Origin of the sequence: Cytobacillus firmus NBRC 15306, assembly GCF_001591465.1 — a bacterium.
In the GTDB taxonomy this organism is placed as follows: domain Bacteria; phylum Bacillota; class Bacilli; order Bacillales; family Cytobacillaceae; genus Cytobacillus; species Cytobacillus firmus.
Genome location: NZ_BCUY01000034.1, coordinates 1 through 26,311 on the forward strand (window position 1 = coordinate 1; position 26,311 = coordinate 26,311).

General features: G+C 43.2%; 26 protein-coding genes, 5 tRNA genes and 1 pseudogene. 3 read left to right on the forward strand and 29 right to left on the reverse strand.

Translation table 11 applies throughout. From position 1 onward, the window contains the following. Positions 1-141: 141 nt before the first annotated feature. The 6 genes from BFI01S_RS11275 to BFI01S_RS11300 all read right to left on the reverse strand — a co-directional run bounded on the left by BFI01S_RS11275 (position 142) and on the right by BFI01S_RS11300 (position 1,215). Positions 142-216, reverse strand: a tRNA-Gln gene (locus BFI01S_RS11275). 9 nt (positions 217-225) lie between these two features. Beyond that, positions 226-301: transfer RNA gene (locus tag BFI01S_RS11280), tRNA-Asp, on the reverse strand. A 29-nt stretch (positions 302-330) separates the two neighbouring features. Next, a tRNA-Glu gene (locus BFI01S_RS11285) sits at positions 331-402 on the reverse strand. 15 nt (positions 403-417) lie between these two features. Beyond that, a tRNA-Ser gene (locus BFI01S_RS11290) sits at positions 418-508 on the reverse strand. A 5-nt stretch (positions 509-513) separates the two neighbouring features. Continuing rightward, positions 514-588, reverse strand: a tRNA-Asn gene (locus BFI01S_RS11295). A gap of 153 nt (positions 589-741) precedes the next feature. Continuing rightward, a complete protein-coding gene (locus tag BFI01S_RS11300) occupies positions 742-1,215 on the reverse strand; it encodes a SprT family protein (RefSeq protein ID WP_061792712.1) in 474 nt (157 codons plus the stop codon). Between the two features lie 134 nt (positions 1,216-1,349). Between BFI01S_RS11300 and cmpA the strand changes: the two genes are divergently transcribed. Further along, a complete protein-coding gene (gene cmpA, locus BFI01S_RS22500; protein ID WP_009336300.1) occupies positions 1,350-1,463 on the forward strand; it encodes a cortex morphogenetic protein CmpA in 114 nt (37 codons plus the stop codon). A gap of 194 nt (positions 1,464-1,657) precedes the next feature. On the opposite strand, the gene BFI01S_RS11305 is transcribed toward cmpA, so the two are convergent. From BFI01S_RS11305 to acpS, 14 genes and pseudogenes are all read right to left on the reverse strand, one after another. Next, positions 1,658-3,835, reverse strand: a complete 2,178-nt coding sequence (locus BFI01S_RS11305) for a Tex family protein (protein WP_061792713.1) — start codon at positions 3,833-3,835, stop codon at positions 1,658-1,660. Between the two features lie 68 nt (positions 3,836-3,903). Continuing rightward, a complete protein-coding gene (locus BFI01S_RS11310) occupies positions 3,904-4,500 on the reverse strand; it encodes a PP2C family serine/threonine-protein phosphatase (RefSeq protein WP_061792714.1) in 597 nt (198 codons plus the stop codon). After that, positions 4,497-5,291: an RNA polymerase sigma factor SigB gene (sigB, locus tag BFI01S_RS11315; protein WP_061792715.1), complete on the reverse strand. Its 795-nt coding sequence runs from the start codon at positions 5,289-5,291 to the stop codon at positions 4,497-4,499. The genes BFI01S_RS11310 and sigB overlap by 4 nt, the downstream gene beginning before the upstream one ends. Beyond that, positions 5,269-5,742 (reverse strand): anti-sigma B factor RsbW, encoded by a 474-nt coding sequence (gene rsbW, locus BFI01S_RS11320; RefSeq protein WP_061792716.1) that lies wholly within the window; start codon positions 5,740-5,742, stop codon positions 5,269-5,271. The genes sigB and rsbW overlap by 23 nt, the downstream gene beginning before the upstream one ends. Continuing rightward, the gene (locus BFI01S_RS11325) at positions 5,739-6,071 is read right to left on the reverse strand and encodes an anti-sigma factor antagonist (protein ID WP_035331808.1); all 333 of its coding nucleotides are present in this window, start codon (positions 6,069-6,071) and stop codon (positions 5,739-5,741) included. The genes rsbW and BFI01S_RS11325 overlap by 4 nt, the downstream gene beginning before the upstream one ends. 60 nt (positions 6,072-6,131) lie before the next feature. Beyond that, positions 6,132-7,141: pseudogene (locus tag BFI01S_RS11330) on the reverse strand (PP2C family protein-serine/threonine phosphatase). An 11-nt stretch (positions 7,142-7,152) separates the two neighbouring features. Next, positions 7,153-7,554, reverse strand: a complete 402-nt coding sequence (locus BFI01S_RS11335; RefSeq protein WP_035331811.1) for an anti-sigma regulatory factor — start codon at positions 7,552-7,554, stop codon at positions 7,153-7,155. A 4-nt stretch (positions 7,555-7,558) separates the two neighbouring features. Beyond that, entirely contained in the window at positions 7,559-7,921 is a 363-nt protein-coding gene (locus BFI01S_RS11340; RefSeq protein ID WP_009336309.1) for an STAS domain-containing protein, read from the reverse strand. Continuing rightward, positions 7,918-8,751, reverse strand: coding sequence for an RsbT co-antagonist protein RsbRA (gene rsbRA, locus BFI01S_RS11345; protein ID WP_061792717.1), 834 nt, complete (start codon positions 8,749-8,751; stop codon positions 7,918-7,920). Before rsbRA ends, BFI01S_RS11340 begins: the two co-directional genes overlap by 4 nt. Before the next feature lie 370 nt (positions 8,752-9,121). Continuing rightward, the gene (gene ndoA, locus BFI01S_RS11350; protein WP_009336311.1) at positions 9,122-9,472 is read right to left on the reverse strand and encodes a type II toxin-antitoxin system endoribonuclease NdoA; all 351 of its coding nucleotides are present in this window, start codon (positions 9,470-9,472) and stop codon (positions 9,122-9,124) included. 4 nt (positions 9,473-9,476) lie between these two features. Further along, on the reverse strand, positions 9,477-9,758 hold the full coding sequence (locus BFI01S_RS11355) for a CopG family ribbon-helix-helix protein (RefSeq protein WP_035331931.1): 282 nt from the start codon (positions 9,756-9,758) through the stop codon (positions 9,477-9,479). 183 nt (positions 9,759-9,941) lie between these two features. Continuing rightward, positions 9,942-11,096 carry an alanine racemase gene (gene alr / locus BFI01S_RS11360; protein ID WP_061792718.1) on the reverse strand — a complete coding sequence of 385 codons (1,155 nt, stop codon included), beginning with the start codon at positions 11,094-11,096 and terminating at the stop codon, positions 9,942-9,944. Between the two features lie 314 nt (positions 11,097-11,410). Continuing rightward, a complete protein-coding gene (locus tag BFI01S_RS11370; protein ID WP_061792720.1) occupies positions 11,411-12,424 on the reverse strand; it encodes a LolA family protein in 1,014 nt (337 codons plus the stop codon). Positions 12,425-12,602: 178 nt separating this feature from the next. Then, positions 12,603-12,956 carry a holo-ACP synthase gene (gene acpS, locus BFI01S_RS11375; protein WP_061792721.1) on the reverse strand — a complete coding sequence of 118 codons (354 nt, stop codon included), beginning with the start codon at positions 12,954-12,956 and terminating at the stop codon, positions 12,603-12,605. 164 nt (positions 12,957-13,120) lie between these two features. On the opposite strand from acpS, the gene BFI01S_RS11380 reads away from it, so the two are divergent. Next, complete coding sequence (locus tag BFI01S_RS11380; RefSeq protein ID WP_061792722.1) at positions 13,121-13,846, forward strand: rhomboid family intramembrane serine protease; 726 nt, start codon at positions 13,121-13,123, stop codon at positions 13,844-13,846. A gap of 36 nt (positions 13,847-13,882) precedes the next feature. Here BFI01S_RS11380 and BFI01S_RS11385 read toward each other — a convergent pair whose 3' ends face one another. The 7 genes from BFI01S_RS11385 to BFI01S_RS11415 all read right to left on the reverse strand — a co-directional run bounded on the left by BFI01S_RS11385 (position 13,883) and on the right by BFI01S_RS11415 (position 22,516). After that, on the reverse strand, positions 13,883-15,334 hold the full coding sequence (locus tag BFI01S_RS11385; protein WP_061792746.1) for a PH domain-containing protein: 1,452 nt from the start codon (positions 15,332-15,334) through the stop codon (positions 13,883-13,885). Further along, complete coding sequence (locus BFI01S_RS11390) at positions 15,327-15,806, reverse strand: PH domain-containing protein (protein ID WP_061792723.1); 480 nt, start codon at positions 15,804-15,806, stop codon at positions 15,327-15,329. Before BFI01S_RS11390 ends, BFI01S_RS11385 begins: the two co-directional genes overlap by 8 nt. Before the next feature lie 121 nt (positions 15,807-15,927). After that, positions 15,928-16,890, reverse strand: coding sequence for a UV DNA damage repair endonuclease UvsE (gene uvsE / locus BFI01S_RS11395; RefSeq protein ID WP_061792724.1), 963 nt, complete (start codon positions 16,888-16,890; stop codon positions 15,928-15,930). Between the two features lie 124 nt (positions 16,891-17,014). Further along, entirely contained in the window at positions 17,015-18,493 is a 1,479-nt protein-coding gene (cshA, locus tag BFI01S_RS11400) for a degradosome RNA helicase CshA (protein WP_061792725.1), read from the reverse strand. Positions 18,494-18,991: 498 nt separating this feature from the next. Continuing rightward, positions 18,992-19,687 carry an alpha/beta hydrolase gene (locus BFI01S_RS11405; protein WP_061792726.1) on the reverse strand — a complete coding sequence of 232 codons (696 nt, stop codon included), beginning with the start codon at positions 19,685-19,687 and terminating at the stop codon, positions 18,992-18,994. Positions 19,688-19,963: 276 nt separating this feature from the next. Beyond that, positions 19,964-21,337: a UDP-N-acetylmuramoyl-tripeptide--D-alanyl-D-alanine ligase gene (locus BFI01S_RS11410; protein ID WP_061792727.1), complete on the reverse strand. Its 1,374-nt coding sequence runs from the start codon at positions 21,335-21,337 to the stop codon at positions 19,964-19,966. 102 nt (positions 21,338-21,439) lie between these two features. Beyond that, positions 21,440-22,516 carry a D-alanine--D-alanine ligase gene (locus BFI01S_RS11415; protein ID WP_061792728.1) on the reverse strand — a complete coding sequence of 359 codons (1,077 nt, stop codon included), beginning with the start codon at positions 22,514-22,516 and terminating at the stop codon, positions 21,440-21,442. 417 nt (positions 22,517-22,933) lie between these two features. On the opposite strand from BFI01S_RS11415, the gene BFI01S_RS11420 reads away from it, so the two are divergent. Further along, complete coding sequence (locus BFI01S_RS11420; RefSeq protein WP_061792729.1) at positions 22,934-24,124, forward strand: dicarboxylate/amino acid:cation symporter; 1,191 nt, start codon at positions 22,934-22,936, stop codon at positions 24,122-24,124. Positions 24,125-24,253: 129 nt separating this feature from the next. Here the strand turns inward: BFI01S_RS11420 and BFI01S_RS11425 are convergent, their stop codons facing one another. After that, entirely contained in the window at positions 24,254-24,673 is a 420-nt protein-coding gene (locus BFI01S_RS11425) for a universal stress protein (protein ID WP_061792730.1), read from the reverse strand. Between the two features lie 76 nt (positions 24,674-24,749). After that, positions 24,750-26,216 (reverse strand): SulP family inorganic anion transporter, encoded by a 1,467-nt coding sequence (locus BFI01S_RS11430; protein ID WP_061792731.1) that lies wholly within the window; start codon positions 26,214-26,216, stop codon positions 24,750-24,752. Positions 26,217-26,311 lie beyond the last annotated feature (95 nt).

The window sequence follows — 26,311 nt, forward strand, 5'->3', positions numbered from 1 at the left end:
AATAATAATGATCCTAAAATTTAAAACTGCTGAGTCAGATGTTCCAAAGCACTTTGTGCTTTGTCACAGATTGCTATTCGGTTGAAGTGATTCACAGATGCTGCAATCTGCTCTACCGACTGAGCTAATGGCTCATTAAAATGGCTGGGCTAGCAGGATTCGAACCTGCGAGTGACGGAGTCAAAGTCCGGTGCCTTACCGCTTGGCTATAGCCCAATAATAAAATGGCGGTCCCGACGGGAATCGAACCCGCGATCTCCTGCGTGACAGGCAGGCATGTTAACCGCTACACCACGGGACCATCCACAAAACCGTCGGAAATAAAAAAAGTGACCCGTACGGGATTCGAACCCGTGTTACCGCCGTGAAAGGGCGGTGTCTTAACCGCTTGACCAACGGGCCGTTGTTTGAATTTTCTGGCGGAGAAGGAGGGATTTGAACCCTCGCGCCGCTTACGCGACCTACACCCTTAGCAGGGGCGCCTCTTCAGCCACTTGAGTACTTCCCCAAATATGGCTCCGCAGGCAGGATTCGAACCTGCGACCGTTCGGTTAACAGCCGAATGCTCTACCACTGAGCTACTGCGGAATAATAATAAACTTGTTCGATAAAACTGTTAATATCTTATCGACTCTTCATATTATAGGGACACGGACTATAAAAGTCAAGCATGTTTTTACAAGTATTTATTAGCCGTTTATCCTGTTTTGACCTGTGACAATTATTAAATATAAAGCGTACCTATTCTAATGTCAATTCTTTTTTGAATACTAATTTTCCTTTGCATTTACCGCAGACATATTTCTTCGTATCAACTTTTCTTTTTCTCTGAAAAGTTTGGCCGCATTCTTTGCACATATAAACAAGAATCTTAGCAGATCTGTTTGTTTTCGGACGATCAGGCAAGGCTGAACAAAATCGGGGTGCTCCCACTTTCTTCATTAGCATTCTGAAGTCCTGATCACGATGTTTATATCCTTTTCCTTCTAAGTGCAAATGATAATGACATAGCTCGTGCTTAATGATTCCCTCAAGTTCTTCGGCGCCAAGCTGCTCATAATACTTTTTGTTTATTTCAACATGATGTGAATTCAGCATATATCTTCCGCCAGTGGATTTTAGTCGTGAATTAAAATATGCCTGGTGGCAAAAGGGCTTGCCGAAGCTTTCTAATGATATCTTTTCAACAAGTGTCTGAAGCTCCTGGTCATTCATCGCAATGTTTTTCCTCTCATATCGTAAACATGACAACCTATTATAGCATACATTATATATACCTTTTAAAGCTCTGAACTCCTTGCAGCACGAGAGAGCCATTATCAGATTCCAATTAACGGGAGGTAAATCATATGCCTGTATGGTTTCAAAATCAAATCCAGCGTGCTTTTTATGAAAAAGACCGCTATCAGATCAAACTGCTGAATCAGTGCTGGTTTTTCTATAGAAAAAAACACTGCTCATAAAAAAATCCGGAGAGACGAAGGTAAATTCAGCTAAACCTAGCCGCACCATCCATGACATATGCCGTAATATCCTTAGTCCGTGAAACTCAATCATTTCATCCATCATAAGCATAAGCCAAATCACGCTAGAAATAGTGATTTCCGGTGTGATTTGGCTTATGACTCGAAATGAGCTTTGAAGCTATTAATTTCTATTAATTAGAATGTCCCAGCATTGTTAAGGCGACCCTTCCCTTGTGTTTATCGACAGAGTCAACCCAGACTGTTACCACATCACCAACGGAAACGACGTCCAGCGGGTGTTTGACAAATTGGCGGCTGAGTTTGGAAATATGAACAAGGCCATCCTGTTTGACTCCAATATCGACAAAGGCTCCGAAATCTACAACATTCCGTACTGTCCCTTGCAGTTCCATTCCTTCCTGCAGGTCTTCAAGCTTTAGAACTTCTTTTTTCAAAAGAGGCTTCGGCAGCTCATCACGCGGATCCCTTTCCGGTCTCATTAATGCGTCTATGATATCTTTCAGTGTCAGCTCGCCAATGTCAAGCTCCCGGGCTGTCTGGCTGATATCTATGCCTTTAAGTGCCTCTCTTAGCGATGGTGAACCAAGGTCATTTGATTTAAAACCAAGATTAGCCAGCAATTTATTTACTTCTGCATATGTTTCCGGGTGGATTCCAGTCCGGTCCAGAGGTTCTTTTCCATCGATAATCCGCAGGAAGCCTATTGCCTGTTCATAGGTTTTGGCACCAAGTCGGGGGATTTTTTTCAAATGCTTGCGGTCCGTGAACTTCCCTTCCTCATCCCGTTTTTTGATTATATTTACGGCAACTGTTTTTGACAGGCCGGCTACATGCTGCAGCAATGAAGATGAAGCGGTGTTTACATTTACGCCTACCTGGTTAACTGCTGTCTCTACAACAAAGGAAAGGGAATCGGACAGCTTTTTCTGGGATACGTCATGCTGATATTGACCAACCCCAACTGACTTTGGATCAATCTTAACCAATTCTGCAAGAGGATCCTGGAGGCGCCGGGCGATTGATACAGCACTTCTTTCTTCCACCTGAAAATCAGGAAACTCCTCTCTGGCAAGATCCGAGGCAGAGTAGACGCTCGCCCCCGCTTCATTGACAATCAGGTAGAAAATTTCCTCTTTCATATCCTTTAATATATCTGCGATGAACTGTTCGGTTTCCCTTGAAGCAGTCCCATTTCCGATGGCAACCATTTTTACTTTATAGGTTTTTAAAATTTGAATTACCTTCTCCCGTGCCTGATTCGTTTTGGAAACAGGCGGGTGCGGATATATGACTCCGATATCAAGTACTTTTCCAGTTTCATCTACAACAGCCAGCTTGCAGCCTGTTCTGTAGGCAGGGTCTACCCCAAGTACGATCTTTCCTTTTAACGGGGGCTGAAGCAGCAGTTTTCTTAGATTCTCAGAAAAAATCATAATAGCCTGTTCTTCTGCTTTTTCGGTCAATTCATTACGTATTTCGCGTTCAATTGATGGCATGATCAGACGCTTGTATCCATCATCAATGGCTTCCCTTACAATCGTGCCTGCAGGAGAACGTTCATCCTTTACCCACTTTTTATATAAGTACTTTAAAATAAATTCGGTATTTGGCTTAATGTTAATCTTTAATACTTCCTCTTTTTCACCGCGGTTCAATGCAAGTGTACGGTGTGGAACAATCTTGCTCACCGGTTCCTCATACTCGTAATACATTTCATAAACGCCTTTTTCGTCATTCTCTTTATTTCTCACAAAGGACTCAATAGTCCCCTTTTTGGCTGTTTCCATACGGATCCATTTTCTGCTCTCCGCTTCGTCTGATACCCACTCTGCGATAATATCTTTTGCGCCAGCAATTGCTTCTTCTGTTGTGGTTACTTCCTTTTCATCAGATAAGAATTCTTTGGCTTTTGCAGCAGGGGTTTCATTTAGCGAAAAAGTGAGAAGCCACTCAGCAAAGGGCTCAAGCCCTTTTTCTTTTGCCGCAGTTGCTTTTGTCCGGCGCTTTTGCTTATATGGCCGGTATAAGTCTTCTACTTCCTGCAGCTTCACCGCTTTGTTAATTTTGGTTTTTAGCTCTTCGGTCAATTTGCCTTGTTCTTCAATTAAGCGGATTACCTCTTCTTTACGCTGATTAAGGTTTTGTATGTATTGCCAGCGCTCCATGATATCGCGGATTTGAACTTCATCCAGCGCGCCTGTCTGTTCTTTTCTGTACCGGGCAATAAACGGGACTGTGTTTCCTTCTTCCAGTAAGCTGATAGTGTTTTTTACTTGTTTGATGGCTATCGATAGTTCCCCAGCTATTAAATTTAGTGTTTGATCTTGTCTATCCAATGTTTTCTCCAAGTTCATTCCTCCATCATAGAGTCTCAATATTCATTTTATCAAAAGAACAAACAAAAAGCTTACCCTGTCTAGAGTAAGCTTCCAAGTATGGAAGTAGCATCATCTGAAGTAGATGGATACTGCTTCTTTATATCTTCCGAGATAAGTTCAATAGGGAGAAATGCTTTCAGCAAAGATTTAACCCCATGGATATTAAAGCCATCTGAGTATATCAAAAATTTAGACTCCGCTTCATACGTAAACCGCTGGGTATGAAACACCTGCGGCCTTCCTGACAGATATCCTGTTACAGGCAGGGGATAAGTGAGTTTTCCTGCAGATGAATAAAGGAAAAACCGGATATTCCCTACACAGCTGTATACGAATTCCCTGGAAGCAAAGTGTACTTTAAACAGCGCGACTGCTGCTCCTCTTTTTTGCAAAAGAATTTCGTTGCAGAGCTTCATAAGCGTATCTACATCTTTCTCATGATGCTGCTCTACAACGGAAACAACAGCAGAAGAAGCCTCATACGCGTATTCCCCGCTTCCAAGGCCATCTGCCAGCACACATACAAAGTATTCATCCGTTGCGGTAAAATAATAGCCATCACCGCAGAATGATTTGCCTTCTTTAGCTGTCTGGTGTGCAATCACTTCGATGTTATCTCTAACCAATTTGGTCATGAAAGGCACTCCGAGTTATTTGTTTCAGAGTGGATTGCTTCCTGAAGCTTTTTGATCGCACGGCGCTGAAGTCTTGATACATGCATCTGGGAAATCCCCAGTTTATCTCCAGCTTCCTTTTGGCTCATATTCTCAAGATATGTGTATTGAATAATTAATTTCTCTCTCTCTGATAGAACATGCAGGACTTTTTCAAGCACCAGCATTTGGTTTACTTTTTCAAAGCCCTCGTCCACATTTCCGACGATATCCAAAAGGGTGACCGTTCCGCCATCAGAATCAGCTTCGATTGAATGGTCAACAGAAAGAGCCTGATAGCTTTTACCCATTTCCATCGCTTCCAGGACTTCCTCTTCAGAAACCCCTAGCAGATCGGCTATTTCGTCTACTCTTGGCGACCTATGAAGCTCTGTTGTAAGCTCTTCAACGGTAGCTTTAATTTTCGGGCCCAATTCCTTTATGCGGCGCGGAACATGAACGCTCCAGGTCTTATCCCTTAAGAAGCGCTTAATTTCCCCAATAATGGTAGGAACAGCAAAGGCCTCAAATGTTTTTCCGAAAGACTCATCATAGCGGCGGATGGCACCCAATAAGCCGATAATGCCTACCTGAACAATATCCTCATGATAGGATCTCCCTTTTGAGTACTTGCGGGCAATAGCTTCAACTAAATTCTGATATTGAAGAACCAGGGTATTTTGAGCATCTTCGTCCTGGTGAAGCTGGTAGGCTTTGATTAAAGCATTTGTTTCTTCTTTGGATTTTTGGTTAGGTTGAGATTGTTTTTGCATCCCTCTCCACCTGCTCTCCTTCTAGGTATTTGGTCATAAAGACCGTAACACCCTCTTTGTGATGAATTCTTACTTCATCCATCAATGTTTCAATCAGGTATAGACCCAAGCCTCCTTCACGCAGAAATTCCACAGAATCTGTCTGGTCATATGGCCCAATGCCTTGTCTGGCAGATTGGAAATCAAAGCTTTTTCCGCTGTCAGCGACCATTACCTCAAGACGGTCAGTATATAAACCGAACCCGATGACTACTTCCCCTTGCTCATTCTGTTTGTATGCGTGTTGAACTGCATTGGTGCAAGCTTCACTTGTAGCGATCTTAAGATCTTCAATTTCTTCATATGCAAATCCCATTCTGCTGGCAATCCCTGATAATGTCAGGTGGATTACCCCAACAAACTCCGGCTTGGCCGGAATTTTCACCTCTATATAATCAAATGGCTCGTTCATTGTACTCCACCTTCAATCCCGCTGTTAATATCGATAATATCCGCCAGGCCTGTAATTTCGAAAAGTCTCTTTAAACGGTCCGACAAGCCAACGATCTGGAATTTTCCGTTATTGGCACGGACATTTTTAAACACACCAACAAATACGCCTAAGCCGGTACTATCCATATAAGAGACTTCTGATAGGTTAACCACCATTTCTACGCCTTCCTTTTCTGTTAAAGGAAAAAGCTCTTCGCGGAGTTTAGGTGCTGTATACGCATCAATTTCTCCGCTTATCATTGCTTCAATCAGCATATCATTTTCTTTTACATCTATAGTAATATTCATAACTGACCCACCTCTTTACATGTCAACTGCTTTTTACTAGTTACCCGCTTTTAAAACCCATTAAACATTTCTTTTTAAAATAATTAAGGTAAAATCATCCCGCAATTGAAAATGCTGAAGTTTTTCAAGTTCTTTATATACGCTATTAACTATTTCCTGTGCATTTAAATGAATGTATTTCTTGATTAATTCCAGCAATGATTCCTTTTCTATAAACCCTTCTTCTGTACGGCATTCAGTAACCCCATCTGACATTAATATGATCATATCTCCGGGATTTACTCCTTTTTCGTACTGGCGGTATTTCGTTTTTTATCAATACCGAGAAGCAGCCCTTTCGCAGTCAGTTCGGTAAATTGCTCAGTCACGGAATTATAGAACAGTCCCGGCTCATGTCCTGCAGAACCATATGAAAACATATTGCTGTTTGTATCATATATTCCATAAAACATGGTAATAAACATCGTTAAATCTACATTCTGTTCTACTACCCGATTAAGATTTTCAAGGACCGTTTTAGGGTCATTGCGGTTTTCAGGCACACTGTCCATGGCATATTTAATCATGGACATACAAAGGGCTGCCGGAAGACCTTTGCCGATCACATCAGCAATGGCGATGCTGATTGTGCTGTTCTCATCCTGAACAAAATGGAAATAATCACCGTTCATATGTTTGGCAGGAACACTAATTGCGCCGATATCCAGTCCCTCAACAGAAGGAACCTGCGTCCCCAGCAAAGTTTGCTGAACGTTCGCAGCTATTTCCATCTCTGTCCTGAGTTCCTGCTGAATATGTTTTAAGCTCTGATGTTCTCTATAGGCAAAACCATAGCCTATCATGACTTCCAGAAGGATATCAAAAGAATGGTGAACATATTCAGGCAAGTCCGGATAAAGTTCACCCATCAGACTTTTATGAACGCTGATAATCTCTTCAGGTGAGATTTTGTGCTCGATCGACTTCCTGCTGAACTTTTGGCCCTGATACAAGGCCTGTTCAGATTGTTCCTTAATATAATTCTCAAGAATATCCCGATACTTTGATTCCATCATTTCTCGGAAATCCATAACGCTTCCCCCTAACGAAGCCACTTAGTTGCTTTTATATCTGTTCCGGTCCCGGGATTGGAGTCAATTAAAAACTCATCCATTAACCGCTTCACACCTGGCAGGCCGGCTCCTAATCCCCCTGATGTCGAGTATCCATCTTCCATTACTTGGCGTAAATCATTGATTCCAGGGCCGCTGTCTACCGCAACTATACGCAATCCCGCTTTTCCGCCGTCGTATATTTTCTCAATACAGATTTGACCTTGTCCGGCGTATAAGTAAATATTCCGGGCAAGCTCACTAATGGCTGTAGTGATTCTAGCCTGGTCAACTGTACCAAAACCAAGCTCTTTAGCAACATTCCGCCCAAGCTGGCGGGCTGCAACGATGTCCCATTCGTTTATGATTTTAACGCAGGATTGGTTTTCCATACAGTTACTCCCCCAATTCCTGTTGTAATTTCTCCAAACCTTTTTCTAGATCTAATGCAGTAAGGACATCATCTAACCCAATACCTAACTCAATAAGCGTAATTGCTACGGCAGGCTGTATCCCGGTTATGACTACTTTTGCACCCATCAGTTTGGACATATTTATTACGTCGCCTAGAACTTTAGCGATGAATGAATCAATAAAGTCAATGGATGTTAAATCGATCACGACTCCATTTGCGCTCGTCTCATGGATTTTATGGAGCAAATCCTCCTGAAACTGCAGAGCAGTCTGATCATCCAATTCCCACTGGATGGAGACTAACAGGCAATCATTCAGCTTTAAAATTGGGATTCTCACTCTCATTCCGCTCCCTCCACATTCACAATTTTGCGGCTGGTTAACTCAAGAGCCGCTTCTACTCCCTTTTTCAAGGTGTTTTTTGTGGTAAACTGATTTAAATCAATTCCCAGGTTTACAATGGTCTGGGCAATCTCCGGGCGTATGCCTACGAGCATGCATTTCGCACCGACAAGTCTTACAGCATCTGCTGCCTGTATGATATGATGGGCTACCATCGTATCAACAACCGGCACACCCGTTATATCTATAAGGACCACTTCTGAACGGTGTTTAACCACTCCAGTTAAGAGGTTCTCCATAATCTGCTTCGCACGCTCGGTATCAATTGTACCTACAAGCGGCATGACTGTAATACCTTCGAATACAGGGATCAGCGGCGCAGAGAGTTCCTGAAGGGCAATTTTTTGCAGGGACACAGTTCTTTCCCAAGTGGCCGAATACATATTTACCACTTCATTAACCATGGGAGTCATCCAGCCATCGAATTCGTAAATGACTTTCATCTGGTTTTCCTGGGTGACAATTCCGGCTTCCTGCATACCCTCGAACACAATCTTCCCGAATGTTTGAAGCCCTTTTGTCACAAAACTGAGCGGCCAGCCCAATCGCACAATTTTCTCAGAGAAATCACTCAATTTCGAAGTGAATTCCTCATTTGAACTTTTTATATTTGAAATAATCAGGTCAATGAATTCCCGGCTTGTCCCGATAAATACCTGATCAGAAACTACCTTTGTAACCCTTTCATCCGCATTTTCCTTAGTAGCCTCAAGCCAATGATTAAAAATAGAATCTTTATTATTTTGTATAAAATTCAATATTGTCGAATTCATTTGTTCCTCCCTATTTTATCATATATCTATTATTAGCCTTCCAATTCCCCTTTATTGTAAAGAAGCAAAGAAATCTTCCTGTATCGTATATACCAATTAAATGATAACAATGAATGCCAGTCAAATGATACCTATATGGTCTGCAATTAATAATTCCCATCATTAAGTTAATTCGACAATTTCTTATGAAAACCCTTTTCCCAGTGCACTGATTTCCCATCGAATAGGAGGTTACTCCCAGCTGGAAACGGGTATATTTACAAAACAAGACAATTTTATATATTAAACGACTTTCTTTTTTACCCTATTGAAAAGAAACTAAACCTTTTCGCTGTAAAAAAATAAAAAACGCCCTTCAAAAGAGCGTTTGTTAAAATTCGATGAGGCCTAAGCTGATTTGCACGGCTTCATCCACTTTTTCCATCATTTCGTCATCGAGATGGGTTATTTTATCGGTTAAGCGTTGTTTATCAATTGTACGAATCTGTTCTAATAAGATGACCGAATCCCTTTCAAAACCATAACGCTTCGCATCAATTTCAACGTGAGTAGGCAGCTTTGCTTTTTGAATCTGAGCTGTGATTGCTGCAACAATTACTGTGGGACTAAACCGATTCCCGATGTCGTTTTGGATGACAAGCACTGGACGTACGCCGCCTTGTTCTGAACCAACAACTGGGGATAGGTCTGCAAAATAAACGTCACCACGTTTGACAATCAAAGGATTATCCTCCGCTAACTAGACGTTCAACTGTGTGTTCTGCCTCGTATTCCGCTTGAAATGCTTCAGATGCAATCGTCAAATTTATTTTCGCCATCTCCATGTAGCCTCGCCTCATGGACTCGCGAATTTGTCTCTTTTTGCGTTCGCGCAAATACATTTTGGTTGCTTGATAAATGAATTCACTCCGGTTAACGTTTTCCTGTTTAGCAAATCCGTCTAACTCGGTTAAAAGATGCTGCGGTAATTTTACCATTATCTCTGTTGTTGTGCTGGACTCAGACACAAACATACACCTCCACCATCACTACACACCATTTTTATATCTACCATTTTCAATATTACCATTAATAAAGCCCAATGCAAAGGGGATTCTTTAATTCCTCTGTATTATCGGCCAAAAAAATAGTATTTTATGCATGATTTCAGAAAAGCGGAAGCGTTAATTAACAACAATTAATTTTTTCAATTATAACAAATAATTAATTCCCCCGATAATTTTACCATCTCTTTTGTATATGCGGGGAACCCGGGAAGATACCATACATGTAACTTCATAGTTGATGGTTTCAAGCTTTTCGGCGATTTCGTCAACCGCTATCTTTTCTTTCCCCTGCTCGCCGATCAGGGTTACTTTTGTACCGACAGGCATTTCATGGGGAAGCTTAATCATGCATTGATCCATACAAACTCTTCCAACAATTGGAACCCTCAATCCTTCAGCAAGTACCTCCTGTCCCTGAAGCTTTCGGATCCAGCCATCCGCATAGCCAATCGGCAAAGTTGCAATCCATTCATCTTCTTGTGCCTCATAAGTCGCACCATAGCTGACCTTCTCGCCTTTATGAAGCTTTTTCACATGAACAATAGCGGTGTGGAGAGAAAAAGCCTCTTTCAGCTCGAATGGAAGTACAGGCTTTATTTCCATGGATGGAGCCAGTCCATACATGCTGATCCCCATTCTTACAGCATTCAAATGCGCTTTTGGAAATCTGAGGCCTGCTGCACTATTACTGGTGTGGACGTACTTCGGCAATACCTCCAGCCAGCCGGTCATTTCTTCAAACCTGCTCAGCTGCGTTTCAAAGTAAGCATTATCCAATGAATCCGCTGTGGCGAAATGCGTAAATACCCCTTCAAGCTTAAAACGCTTGTCCTTTTTGATAACGCTCTCAATTCCCGCAAGCTCATCCCGGCTGCGAATCCCCAGGCGGCCCATGCCGGTATCAAGCTTTAAATGAATATTCAAGGTTCCATCTTCTACATATTCAGTTGCTTGTGACAGCCATTCCTGCTGAAAAACAGTGAGGGCGATATTATTTGCTGCTGCCTCGCCTGCATGCTCCGGACGGCTCGCTCCCATTACTAAAATCGGCGCTTCAATTTTTTTCATCCTCAATGCCATTGCCTCATCCAGAGTCGCAACCGCAAGAGAGGATGCGCCGGCTTCCAGCGCAGCCTTCGCTACAGCTGCATCTCCATGCCCATACCCATTTGCCTTTACAACCGCAATGATTTTTGCCCCTTCTTTTACATGTCTTTTCATTGACTCTACATTATATGAAATATGGTCCAGATTTATCTCTGCCCAAGTGTCCCGATACATTTTTATCTGTTCATTCATCGATTGCTCACGTCCTTTAGCCATTGCTTTTATACATGTCGATTATCAAACTCGGCAGATGGTTTGTCAAATGGATATCTTTTTGAACCTGGGTTTACTTTGGAATAAGAGAGCGTATATCTGAGGTGCTGGATTTGAGAGCCTGGGCTTTCTTTGGACTCTATGATGCGTAAATTCTGGGTGCTGTGTCGGAACTTTGGCCTTCTTCTGACTCTGAATGCGTAAACCCCAAGCCCAGTGTCCGAACCCATCCATCTTTCCACCCCAAATACAAAAAAAACAGGCCCCCTATAGGACCTGCTTTAGGCAGTGATTTATTTCACCATTTCACCTTGTACGGAGCGGGCAATATCGGACATTTCTTCAGGTGATAGATCGTTGGATGCAATCATATAATCCACGCCCTGGTAGGTCCAGGAGATGGTGTTGTCAGAAAGTGCACCAATGGTGAAACCAAGGTCAACCGGCTCGCCTTTAACAGATGTAACGACAGATGATGTCGGCATGACAGCAGCCTTTTCCTGTACAAGCGTGAATGATTTTTCTCCATCATATGTCAATACAACGCGCTTGCCGTCTTCTGTTTTCATTTCCTGTTCATCAACCAGCTTTACATCTGCCATGTCCATCTGCGGATATTTAACTGTGAATTCCTGATCCTCCACCTCTGCCATGACCGGCACTTCGAGCTGAGCGCCTGTCATGTTCTTCTGCATGTCAAAGTCTTTCTTATCGAAGCTTGCATTGAACTTTACATTTGAAAATTCTACTGTTACAAGTGCATTTTTATCTGGATCCATAACCTTCACACTGACTGGGGATAAATCGGACTTCTTGAGCTTGATTTCCTGTACAGGAAGCATCTGATTATTTTGATAGCGTGTTTTGGTTTCAAACAAATAATGATCTTTTGTAGCGGAGAACTTAGCTTCCTTATCCTCCATAATATCCTTGACTAATGATTCATATAAATAAGCCTGGCTGCTGTTCTGCGGCCAATCACTCTGGAAGCGGAAGCTTTTGTTCAGCGCAGGAGTGAGGACAAATACACCGTCATTGTTTCGGAGAATCATCTGGCTTTGTTCCTTTTGGGCGTTTTTCAGGTTTACCCGGTAAAAGTCCGGATCTTTATGCCACACTTCTATTTCATATGTCTGCGGGTCAGTTCCCATCTGCAGAGTCATTTTTGCCTCTGCCTTGTATCCCTTAACGTCTTCGAGCTTTTTATCAAGATCCTTTACAACATCCTCCTGTGTTTTAGATCCACAGGCAGACAATGCAAGAACAACCAAAAGCCCGGCAAGCAGCAAGAACCAATTTTTCTTCATTCCTTCAGCCCCTTTGTCTCATTTCAGTGAGATTGGCCGGACTTCCGGCCTGTCTCTCCTATCGCATTAAGAATATATGAGACAACCTTAAGGAATATGCTAGGAGGAATGACAAGCTTTTGAAAATCTTCCCGCGGCATAAAGTGGGGGTCTTACTGCCCGTTAGACTGCGATAAAGTCATTCTTTTTCTATAACCACCTGAGCCACAGCATAATCCCTGCTATGAGAAATCGACAAGTGAACCCCATCTTTGAATGGCTTCGAAATAAACGGCTTACCTTTTTCATCTTTTTCAATTTCAATATCCCGAAAGGAAAGTTCTTCGCCAATCCCGGTTCCCAATGCCTTTGAAAAAGCTTCTTTCGCCGCAAATCTTCCTGCAAGAAACTCTGCGCGCCTTTTTTCCGGCAATTGCTGATAGCTCTTCAGCTCTTTTGAGGTCAAAATCCGATCAGGAAACCGGTCCTGCCTGGCAAGAATTTTTCGTATCCGCTCTAGGTCTGCAATGTCAATCCCAATACCGGAAATCATCTCTCATCTTCCTTCTATTTATATTATTTGCTGCATAAAGAATACAGTAGAAGCAGGATTATGTACACTTTACCTGCCGAATAAGTGTTATGGCATGCTGAAAACCCGCTTTTCAGGCTATGATGTAGATACACGTTCAAACAATTCAAGCACGGAGGAGAGCCATGTTTACAAGAACGGAAAGCTTAAAGGAATTTATCCGCTATTATCCTGTTGTTACTGCTATCATTTGTATCCATATTATCATCTATCTATTAACCGTCATTCCCCTATTCCCAAATTCACTTGTTTTTGAAAAGCTCGCTGGTGTTAATTTATATATTGTACAGGGTGAATACTGGCGGCTGCTCAGCCCAATCATATTGCACAGCGGTTTCTCCCATGTTTTATTTAACAGCTTTTCACTCGCTCTATTCGGCCCTGTTTTGGAGAGGCTCATCGGAAAAACCAAATTCATTCTGCTTTATATTACCGCAGGTTTAGCCGCCAATATTGCTACACTCATCCTTGAGCCATTAACGTATATTCACGCGGGGGCCAGCGGTGCAATCTTTGGCTTGTTCGGCTATTTTGCTGCAATCCTTATCTTTCGAAAAGAGCTTTTATCCAGGGAAAACTCACAAATCATCCTGACCATCACCATCATTGGGGTAATCATGACCTTCCTTCAGCCCAACATCAATGTGACGGCACATATATTCGGCCTGATTGCCGGCTTCCTGATTGGTGCAGCTTCACTGGCCAAGGGCCGGACTTCAACTTCATCAGGCATCATACGGTCAGGCAGACTTTCCGGCATCAGGCCTTCTTTAAAAGGAGTGCCTGCATCAAGGCTGGCCGTTTGGGGAGTCATCGTTATTTTAGCCATAGTGGGGTTTTTAGCCAGATAATGGTCCTCGAAGCAGATAGGTAAATAAAAAAAGCGCTCACGAACGCTTTTCTTTTAATTTAAGTCCGGTATAAGAATACCATTTATAAATAGCATATACTTCCTGCCTGTCGAGATCCCGGACGGTTCCGCCTGTCCCGCCTGCACCCGACATAGCCGCAGCTTTTATGGTAGCCAGACTGCGTTTTTTCTGAAAATAGCTTTCTTTCATGGAGAGGGACTGAATGCGGCTTCTCCTCATAAAAACAGTAGTCCTCACAACTCCCCGATATCTGAGTGCAAGCTGCTGTGAACTGATATCCCAGGCTGCATCCCTGTATTTGAGATACGACCATCCCAGCGCAAGGATCAGCAGCACCAAAGAAAAGTATCCCCACGGCCTGAAAAAGAGGAGCGGCACAGCCACAAAAGGCAGTATCCACAGAAACCCTCTCCATAAATAGCGGTTGAGCGCTCTTTTCGGAGCTTTAAAGAAACCCGGCTGCAATTCATACTGTGACAAGTGAGACTTTAACAAACCGGCAATCCTTGTTTTTTTCACGATCGGCAGGATCATTAAGCGGGCACTTTCATTGTCTTCAATGGAACCTCCCGCACTTTCAATATAGACAGTCGCCAGGCCAAATGGCTGTCTAAGCAGGTTTTCCCTGATCTGAACAGCCTGAATGCGGTTCAGCGGGATCGTCATCTGCCGCTTTTCGAGCAAGCCTCTTGTGACAATCAATTCCTTGTCACTTTTTATTAATGTAAAACCTGCATATTTCAGCATGCTCCCAATAAGAGCGATCAGCCATGCCATTAGAAAAACGAAGAATACCAGGATACTCACAAAGATCATTCCATTGGCAATAAACCCTTCGAGCCCGGCAAACACCTTTTCATAGGGAATGATTTCTTCAAACTGAAAAACAAAAGCAAAGACAGCTGAAATGACGACACCTGCCCCGCCTGAAGTTGATGCCAGAAGGAACAATTCTCCAGGAGTAATTTTATAAATCACTTCCCGGTTCTGCAATGCTGTTTCCATTTCTGAAGGGTTATTTTTGGCAGCTGAAAATGCCTGCTGAATGAAATCTGCATCTTCCTTGGAAATAGCCGTCAATACAGCTTCTGCCTCACCCGCACCGCTTGAGCCTGCTGTCTCCACTTTCATTTTCACTAGTCCAAAGGGTCTTTGCAGCAAGCCTTCCGACAAGTCGAGACTTTGGATTCTTTCAAGCGGAATATATCTTTTTTTCCTTACCAGAACACCATACTCGATTCGAAGTTCACCTTCCTCCAGTCTATAGGTATATCTCCACCAGGTAAGGATCCCGATTAGAAAAACCGCGATTATGACCCCTATAGACAGGACAAGCTGAACAATCTCCCCATTTCCTCCTCTGCTTCCAAAGACGACAAAAATAAGAAAAGGCACCAGCATTTCCTTAAGGTGTTTCAGGAAATTGACTGCCGCGGATATTGGGTGCAGACGCTTCGGATTAGACATCATTTTCTGCAGCCCTTGCCAGCTGAGAAATGAAAAAGCGCAATTCCTCGGCTTCATCCACATCCAATGCCGGTATTTCATGTATCGTCGCAGCTGTTGAAATGGTGACGGTAGCCAGGCGATATTTACGCAATATCGGCCCTTGCCTTGTATCCACATGCTGGACCCGAATCATGGGAACAAGCGTCCTTTTTATCACAAATAGCCCATTTTTAAGCTCTATTTCATTTTCCCGGACCTCATACCTCCATCTTTTCCACCTTAAAGATGGGAACGTCATAATGACCAGGTACGCATAGGCAGAGAAAAACATTAAAGAAGCTCCAATTACCCAAATAGGCCAATCAAACAGGATGGCAGCAGCAATAGCGCCACCTGACAACACAAAAGGAAAAACAGAGTGGAGCGTGCCTGAGATTCTCCAGGCAAGCAGCCCCCTTGCCGGGATCCTTTTATGCGGCTCTGTAATCATGCAGTACCCCCCGCAATTCCATAAAATTATTAGATTTTAAAATCCGCTCATTCACTTCTATAAGTATACATGACAGAAAAAAGAAGTGTCTCCCTTTTATGAAAAAATTGGGGGGTACAGATTATATTTCAAAGCTGGATGAATCAATAAAAGTCAGATTGGGGTTCCTTTTTAAATCCTCAGCGAGCTTAAACAGGGCGCTGTCCTTCATTTTCGCTTCGATCATGCAGTGTATCTCAGGCACTGACCCCTTAATGTTCTGCAGAAACTCCATGAACATATCAGCATCAATATAATCGGCATGCGCTCTGAAATCTTTGTCTGATTTGGGACTGGAAATATGCATTTTCACAGGCAATTCGGAATGGTCCCATGTCGCCGCAGCCCTTTCCCATTGCCCTATCCAGTCATCATTCCCGAAATTGGCAAGGTGGTGGTGGTAATCAAATACAAGCGGAATCCCCAGCTTTTCACAAAGATAGAGCGTATCATCAAGAGTAAAGGTAGTATCGTCATTCTCAAGAATAATCATCTGCTGGATTCCGGAAGGTGTAAAGCCCCAATTATGGATAAATTGCTCCAGAGCTTTTTCTTTGTCATCATATCCTCCGCCTACATGCAGAACACAGCGGTGAGCCGGATTCAGACGCATGCCTTTCAGCAGGGCCTCATGCATTGCCAGTGTTTTGATGGACATATTCAATGTGTCAACTTTCGGTGTATTAAGGAGCACAAAATGGTCCGGGTGAAAATCCACTCGCATCGGATGTTCATCCAGAAAGTCGCCAATCCTGGACAAAATTTCTCTAAGGGGACGCATATACTTCCAATCAGAAAGTTCCTCATGATTTGCAAGGGGAATCAGCCTTGAACTGAAGCGGAAAAAGTGAATATCATGAGCTGCATTGTGCTTGATCAGCCTCAGGCAATTCTCCAAATTTGAAACGGCAATCCGCTCCAGTCTTGCTATAGCCGCCTCCCGGTCTTTAAGACTTGAGAATTGTTTGAACGTCATCGTTTGCGATGGCGATGCGTTTTTCAGATTCATACTCATCGCAACATACCCAAGGCGTACTATCGTCATGTCGATTCCTCCCGTTCAGCATTTCCCCTTAGTATGTACGGCGGCCGCTGAGAAATTGCATGTGTGGACTGCTATGCATGCAGACTAGATAAAAAGAGAGCAGAATTTCTGCTCTCCAAATTTCTTATCTATAGCTGCTGCTGTTTGAACGGTTGTTATTATGGCTCGGGCGTTTTCCAGTGTGGCCTTGGCGGGATTTGTATGATCCTTTTTGGCCTCCCTGTCTGCCTCTTCCATTGTATCCTCCTCGGCTGCGGTCATTTGGCTTTCTGTCGCGCTTAGATGGCAGCGGCTTTTCCTCTGTTAATTTAACAGGCGTAGTATCCGGTTCCTTTGTCAGCATCTTCAGCACGGCCTGAACAACTGTTGAAGCGTCCTTTTGTGCCAGAAGCTCATCTGCCGCTTCTTTATAGCTTCCAAGATTGTTTTCCTCGATGGTTTGCATGATTTTTTCCATTACAGCTTTTTGCTGGCCTTCAAGCGCCTCATCCAGTGTTGGAGCATCCATGCGTTCCATTTTTTTCTTGGTTGTACGTTCCACAACATGCAAGTACGATTTCTCGCGCGGATTGATGAATGTCATCGCAACACCCGTTTTTCCAGCACGTCCGGTCCGGCCGATGCGGTGAACATAGCTTTCAGGATCCTGTGGGATGTCAAAATTGTAGACATGTGTTACGCCGGATATATCTAATCCGCGCGCTGCCACATCTGTTGCCACAAGGACGTCGATGCTTCCCTCTTTGAACTTCCTGAGAACAGAAATCCGTTTAGCCTGGCTTAAGTCACCATGGATTCCTTCAGCCATGTATCCGCGAAGATTCAAGGCTTCAGCCAATTCATCAACACGGCGCTTGGTACGTCCGAATACGATTGCCAATTCCGGTGATTGAATATCCAGAAGTCTTGTCAGCACATCAAATTTATTCTTTTCATGCACTTCAATATAGAATTGTTCAATAGATGAAACAGTCATTTCCTTAGCTTTTACGCGGACAATCTGAGGGTCCTTCATAAAGCGTTCTGCCATTCTGCGGATTGGCGCAGGCATTGTAGCAGAGAAGAGCAGTGTTTGGCGCTCTTCAGGAATTTGTGCAAGAATCGCTTCAATATCGTCAATGAATCCCATGTTAAGCATTTCATCCGCTTCGTCAAGGATGGCCGTATGGACATGGTCCAAACGCAAGGTTTTGCGGTTGATGTGGTCCAGAATACGTCCCGGCGTTCCAACGATGATATGCGGTTTGTTCTTTAAAGCACGGATTTGGCGGTTAATATCCTGGCCGCCATAAATGGAAAGGACTTTTGTTCTTTTTCCGTAGCCGATTTTATACAGTTCTTCCGATACTTGAATCGCCAGCTCACGTGTTGGGGCAATAACAATTCCCTGAATGAAATCTTTCGTGTTGTCGATTTTATCGATCATCGGGATTCCGAATGCAGCCGTTTTTCCTGTTCCTGTCTGCGCCTGCCCGATGAGGTCTTTATTCTCCAAACTTAACGGAATGGTCTGGGTCTGAATAGGAGTCGCTTCTTCAAATCCCATTCGTTTCAGTGATTTCATTGTCTCCGGGCTGATGCCCAAGTCTTGAAACTTTGTCAATGTATTCATTCTCCTTCTAATCATAGAAAAATTTTGTCCCTGCAAACCTGCAGGCAGGAGTTCTCCTGAAAAATTGGCCTATGAGTCACTCTTCCGGACGATTATAAGAAATGTTATGGCACCCTGTAAGGAGCCTTTTTACCGGTGTACCCGGCATCTAGATGCTGTAACTTCTCATTTTTATAAAAAGTGCGGTTATGTTTCGTTAAGAAGAGTCCCACTCACTATGAAACCCGCTTGAGGAAAGGATGAGGGTAAATTCTATCCAAATTGTTCACGGACAATCAGGTCTCTTAAGATAAGTGCTTTTAAGCACTCATCTATTTATGGCCTTACTGAAGTATGCTTGTTCAGCAATACTTCTGTATTTAATGAAAAAAGACATTCTCCTGCTGGAGTATGTCCGGGTTCTCAAAAGAAGTTCCTGTTGGCACTTTGGTGTTTATATTACCATTTTCAAGTAAGCATTGCAAACGTGAAGGCTGGCTGAAAACCTTATCATTCAGGCTTTTTTTGCAGAAAGCCAAGGATCTCCCGAAAGAGGCGGTCCCCTTCCCCGCAATGGCAGATAAGATGCTTTGAGTCTTTTATAAAAATTAATTTTTTGGCCGATGAACTAATATTATTATATAAATATCTGGCGCTTCTCGGAGGCACAACTCCATCACTTTCACCTTGCGCAATCAATGTCGGCACTGTGATCTGATTTAAAATAGGCCTGATAGAAGCCACAAGCCTGCGGAATTGAAGTGTTGCCGTAATCGGTGTCGCACTGATTTTCCGCTTATATCTGACGAACATTTCATTGTCAGCCAGGTTCCCCCTGAAAGCATCTCCTACCATCTCTTTAATATCGAAGAATAGCTGCTTTGGGTTTACGTAATAGGCAGCAGCACTGAGCAGAACCAATTTATCTACAGGGTAATGAACCGTTAAATAGCTTGCGATCAGACCGCCCATTGAAAAGCCGATGACATATACTTTCTCACAGCGGCTAATCAGCCTCTTCAGCTCTTCCTCTGCATGCTCAATCCACTTGTTGTAGGCTATTCCTTTCAGCTTCAGCTCATCACCATGACCCGGTAATGTCGGCACGGAAATCTCCCAGTCTGTATGCTCCTTTAAATACTCAGCCAAAGGTTCTACTTCAAATGGAGCTCCTGTAAAACCATGTATGCACATGCAGCCAATCATTCACAAGTCACCGCCATTTTTAAAAAATTTAAGGTACATTCTATTTTACACTTTTTCCTTTTTGCCATACTAATCAAACCTGTTGGAAGATAAAAATTACAACGAAGGAACTATCTAAAAATAATTTAAACCCCTGTTTCATGTGAAACAGGGTCTTATTTCCTATAATAACAGATATATACATTTATTTGTTATTCAAAATGATATTGCTGAAAATCTTCATGCTGTATCAGTCCTGCACCCCTTCTGTTAAAGCTAAAGGGTATCTAAGAAATACTATTGAAGAGCTGATACAACTTCTTCAAGTTTCATGCCACGGGATGCCTTGACCAGCACAATGGTTTCCTGGTCGACATGTTTCTTCAGTTCTTGAATGAGATTCTTTTTGTCAGTAAAGGCTGCCACCCGTTCATGAGGCAGGACTTCCTTCGCCCCCTTGGCGATAAACTCGCCAAGCTTGCCGAAAGTAAACACGTAATCAACCTTTTTTGCATCCACAGATTTTCCAATGGAGTAATGGAAATCCTCCTCCTGCGGACCAAGCTCCAGCATATCGCCAAGAACGAGAACTTTCTTTTTATAGTCAGGCAGATTGGCGACCAGTTCAATGGCCGCATTCATAGATGTCGGACTGGCATTATAGGCATCATTAATGATTTTCTCACCCATTTTCCCCTCGAGAAGCTCCATTCTCATATTCGTCAGCTTTAAGCTTGCAAAGCCTTCGTTCATCTTTTCGTACGGAACGCCGAAATGGGATGCTGCAATCATCGCTGCCAGGGCATTGAGAACATTATGAGTGCCCAGCACAGGCAGGTAAAATTCCTCGCTGGATCCATTGATCCCAAATGTGCTGCCGCTGTCATTCTGCTTGATATCCACCGGATACACATCGTTTTTCCCGGTTCTCCCAAAGGTTCTTAATGTAGCCGAACCATTGCAGGTTTTCAGCTTTTCATCAAGAAGCGGCTCATCACCGTAATAAATAACCAGGCCATTTTCCTGAAGGCCATTTATGATCTCCAGCTTCGCTTCTGCAATCCCTTCTCTGGAACCTAAATCCTGCAGATGTGATTCGCCTATATTCGTAATGATCACGGCGTCCGGACGGGTAAGCTTCGTAAGAAAATCGATTTCTCCCCTTCCGCTCATTCCCATTTCCAGTACAGCGATTTCCGTATCTTCCTCAAGTGCAAGAATGGTTAATGGCAGACCGATATGATTGTTATAGTTGCCTTCCGTTTTTTGAACCTTATATTTTAGTGACAGAAGGTTTGCGGTCATATCCTTGGTCGTTGTTTTGCCGTTGCTTCCTGTAATTCCTGCGACCTTTACCTTTAATTCATTACGATAGCTTCTCGCCAATTCCTGAAGAGCCGTCAGGGTATCTTCGACGATCAGGATGGGAAGATGCAGTGGAGGATTGGGAACATCCTTTTGCCAAAAGGCCGCGGCTGCCCCCTTTTCAATGGCATCTTCTACAAATCGGTGGCCGTCCGAATTTTCCCCTTTGAACGGGACGAACAAATTACCCTGCCCGATTTTTCTGGAGTCAATGCTGACGCCCTGTATGGATGTATTGTGAAAAGATGAAACATCATTCTCAATCTTTATCATTTGTTCAATTTCCTGAAGTGTTTTCTTTATCATATGGCGCCTCCTATTTCGGCATTATGAGCTCATAATGCCAGTTATGTATGAACAAAAGGAACACGGCAAAGATGCCGTGTTTCCTTCAACAATTATGTCTTATTACATTGTGTGTTTAATGCTTTGTTTCTCAGCATGGCGTTCGATGGCCAGATTGACTAGCCTTTCGATCAGCTGAGGATATTCTACTCCCGTATGCTTCCACAGAAGCGGAAACATGCTGAAAGGTGTAAAGCCTGGCATTGTATTGACTTCATTAATGTATAGCTTACCCTCTCTTGTTAAAAAGAAATCCGCTCTGACCAGACCTGAGCAGTCAAGGGCTTTAAATGCCTTTATGGCCATGTCTCTCAGTTCCCTGTACTCACTTTCGGAAATTTCAGCAGGAATGATTAATGCTGTGTCTCCATCCTCATATTTTGCTTTATAGTCATAAAATTCAACCTTCGGCACAATTTCACCGGCGACAGAGCATTCCGGATCATCATTGCCCAGCACGCCAGCTTCAATTTCTCTGGCAGTGACGCCTTCTTCGATAATTATTTTACGGTCAAATTTGAAAGCTTCTTTAAATGCTCCCTCAAGCTCTGAGCGGTTCATGCACTTGCTGATCCCTACACTCGAACCCAGGTTGGCCGGTTTTACGAAACACGGATAGCCGAGTTCTTTTTCCACTTTTTCATAGGCTTCCTCTGTTTCATTTTCCCACTCACTGCGGATAAACCAGACATACTTCACCTGCGGCAGACCTGCCTGTGCAAATATATTCTTCATGATGACCTTATCCATGCCCGCAGATGAAGCCAATACTCCATTACCCACATATGGCAAGTTTAAGAGCTCCAGCAGTCCCTGAACTGTGCCGTCTTCCCCGTTTGGACCGTGAAGCAGCGGGAAGATTACATCAAATGGGCCTTTCTCCTGAGCATCCTGGAAAAGGGTCGGTGCCAATGCTGTTGGAGGAAGTGCTTCCCCCTGGGAGAATTCCAGCTCCTTTACATTGGAAACAGGACCTTGCAATTGAGGTCCCTTCACCCATCGGCCTTCTTCTGATATATAAATAGGATGAATTTCAAATTTCTCTAAATCCAATGCTTTAATGACAGCCATTGCAGTCTGCATAGATACTTTATGCTCTGCAGATTTTCCGCCGTATAATAGGCCAACCTTTGTTTTCATAAAAAGAACCTCCAATATTCAATCATGGACTAACTGGCTTCTCATGCCATTTTATTTTTCTTAAGCTGATTTATATGTTCATTCAAGCTACTCTATATTGTAACACTTTCACATTTAAGAAAGGGAGTGATTACATGTTCAATTCTTCAGGAATTTTTTTCTGCACCCGCGCCCATATATCTATAAGTATGACAGAGCGCTTAAAAAGGAAACTCGAACAAAATAATTTCCTTTTCTGGCAATAATTATTTCAGGAAAACGTTTACCTGCCTACCTTAGAGCAAAACCCTTAATCCTCAAGTAATAATCAGAGTTTTTTTATTATTAAAACAAAAGTTTTATCTATTAACTTTTACAGCAAAACAGGATATAATCCTCCTAACAAAAACAATTGTATTTTTTAGGAGGACAAAAATAATGAAGTTCGGTTTGCTTCCCAGAATTATTGCAGCTATTGCATTAGGTATTTTAATAGGTTCTTTTTCTCCCCAATGGCTTATCCAGGTATTTGCTACTTTTAATGGACTGTTCGGAAACTTTCTTGGTTTCGCGATTCCGTTAATTATTATCGGATTCATCGCACCAGGAATCGGCAGCATGGGAAAAGGCGCAGGGAAACTGCTTGGGATTACAACCGGTTTTGCCTATGCTTCTACAATCACTGCCGGTTTAATCGCCTATTTTTCTGCGACGGTGTTATATCCTATTCTATTAAAAAACCAAAGCTTCAAAGAGTTTGAGAATCCTGAGGATGCTTTGCTTGCCCCCTTTTTCCAGGTGGACATGCCTCCGGTAATGGGTGTCATGACGGCACTGCTGATTTCATTCACTTTAGGTCTTGGATTGGCTGCAATCAAAGGAGACACTCTGCAAAATGCGATGAATGATTTCCGGGATATTATTGAAAAACTGATTGAAAAGGTCATCATCCCATTGCTTCCTGTCCATATTTTCGGGATTTTTGCCAATATGACGCAAGGCGGACAGGTTGGCGCCATTATTTCTGTATTTGCAAAAGTCTTTGTCATGATTATTGCTCTTCATCTTTTATTTTTACTGCTCCAATATTCAGCGGCAGGCAGCCTGATGAAAGCCAATCCGCTCAGACTCATGAAAAATATGATGCCTGCTTACTTTACGGCGCTTGGAACCCAGTCATCCGCCTCCACGATTCCTGTTACGCTTAAACAGGTTAAAAAGCTTGGTGCGCGCGAAAAAGTTGCGGATTTCTCTGTTCCATTACTGGCAACGATTCATCTCTCCGGAAGCACAATCACCATTGTGAGCTGTGCGATTGCCGTAATGATGCTGCAGGGTCAAACAACATCATTTGCAGAAATCCTGCCTTTCATCTTAATGCTTGGAATCACAATGATCGCGGCTCCAGGTGTTCCTGGAGGAGCTGTCATGGCCGCATTGGGTCTGCTTGAAAGTATGCTCGGATTCAATGAAACCATGCTTGCGCTAATGATTGCCCTATACCTTGCCCAGGACAGCTTCGGAACAGCGTGCAATGTAACTGGTGACGGTGCATTGACCCTGCTGTCTGATAAGGCAAGCGGCAAAGAGAAGAAGCTTCAGCCTCAATCTGCAGTGAAAGCCGGCTGATTTGAAAAAAAGATGTCCCTGCTGGGGCATCTTTTTTGGTTTTACTAAACTCCCTGCTGGGATTTGCAGGCTTACGGTCACTTGGCGAGGCATCCGTAACTGGAAAGGTAAAATATATATTTCTGGACTTTACTTAACAATCAAAACAGGCGCTTTCACACGCTTAGCTATTTTATGGCTAACACTGCCCAGCACCATTTCCTGGAGAGTATTCAGACCCCGGCTGCCAACTACAGCAACATCAAAATCCATTTTGTTGGCAAACTCCACAATGGCTGGTCCAGGCTCTCCCTGCAGTATTTTTATTTCATATGAGATGCCCTTCTCTTTTAATAAGCTTTCTATTGGCTCTAAACGTTTTTTCCTCACCTGATCCACTATACTCTTATCAAAATGGTGAAGGATATCTTCCTTTGAGGTCTGGCCATCAACGGCATACACTACAGTTATTTCAGAATCACGATTCTGTTCAGCCAGTTGTATGGCTTTAGCGGCTGCCCGAATAGAATGATCAGATCCATCTGCAGCCATCAATATTTTTTTAAACACAGAGCCTCACCCCTAAAATATTCTTATAAAGAAAATACCACAGTCAGAGCTGACTGTGGTATTTATTACAATATTATTAATGGCCGGATAATTTCGCACCAGGATTGCGGTGAACGGCCAAACGCTCAATCAAGTTCGAGCTTGGCGCGTTTAACCCTGATAGGCGGACCAGCACACCATTGTCCCGAAGCTTTAATACAATCTTATCGATGGCAGCGACACCTGAGTCATCCCAGACATGCGCCTGTGAAAAGTCAATTTCTACTTCTTTTAATTCCTCATTAAAGTCGAATGCCGCTACAAGTTCCTCTACAGAGGCAAAGAAAACCTGGCCTGTTACAGCGTATATTTTCTTATCTCCTTCAATTCGTGACGCAACATGCACTTTCGAAATTTTAGCCACAAAGAAGATTGCACTCAGGATGATACCAGCAAAAACTCCTTTGGATAGGTCATGGGTGAAAACAGTTGTAACAGTCGTTACAATCATAACAATCGAATCTGTGACAGGAGTTTTAGCAAGGCTCTTAATGGATGACCAGTCAAATGTTCCGATCGATACCATGATCATAACACCAACCAGGGCAGCCATCGGTATTTGCACGACAATATTGCCTAATACTAAAATCAGAAACATCAGGAATACGCCGGCTACTATCGTTGACAGCCTGCCTCTTCCACCGGATTTCACATTAATGACGGACTGTCCAATCATAGCACAGCCTGCCATTCCGCCAAATAGACCTGCCACGATATTTGCAATTCCCTGTCCGCGGCTTTCCATGTTCTTATCACTGGCCGTATCGGTCATGTCATCCACAATCGATGCAGTCAGCAGAGATTCAAGCAAGCCTACGATCGCTAGGGCAATAGAGTAAGGGAAAATGATTTTCAGAGTGTCAAGGTTCAATGGAACATCCGGTATAAAGAATGCCGGAAGAGCTGATGTGATGGTTCCCATATCGCCAACTGTGCGTACATCACTCTTTGTCACGATGGCAATGATCGTAATAACAATAATCGCTACCAGAGGAGATGGCGCTGCTTTCGTAAATCTCGGGAAAAGATAAATAATCGCCAGTGCACCGGCAACCATTGCATACATCACCCAAGTAGCATCTACAAATTGCTCCAGCTGAGCCATAAAAATTAAAATCGCCAGTGCGTTAACAAACCCAATCATTACCGCACGCGGAATGAACTTCATAAAACGGGCCAGCTTAAGCACACCGAATAAAATCTGCAGAACTCCCGTCAAAATAGTCGCAGCAAATAAATACTGCAGCCCGTGATCAGCTACTAAAGTAACCATCAATAACGCCATCGCACCGGTTGCCGCAGAAATCATTCCAGGCCTTCCGCCCACTATAGCAATAGTCACAGCTATACAGAACGAAGCATACAATCCAATCATCGGATCGACACCCGCAATAATGGAGAAAGCAATCGCCTCAGGAATCAGCGCCAATGCCACTACGATTCCAGCAAGGATGTCTCCCTTCACATTGCCAAACCATTGTTCTTTTTTTGATAAAACTTTCAAATAAACACCTCTTTATTAATAGATTTATAGTAATGACTTTGAACTCTCATCAAAGTCGGGCCGACAAAAACATATAAAATCATAACACATTTACT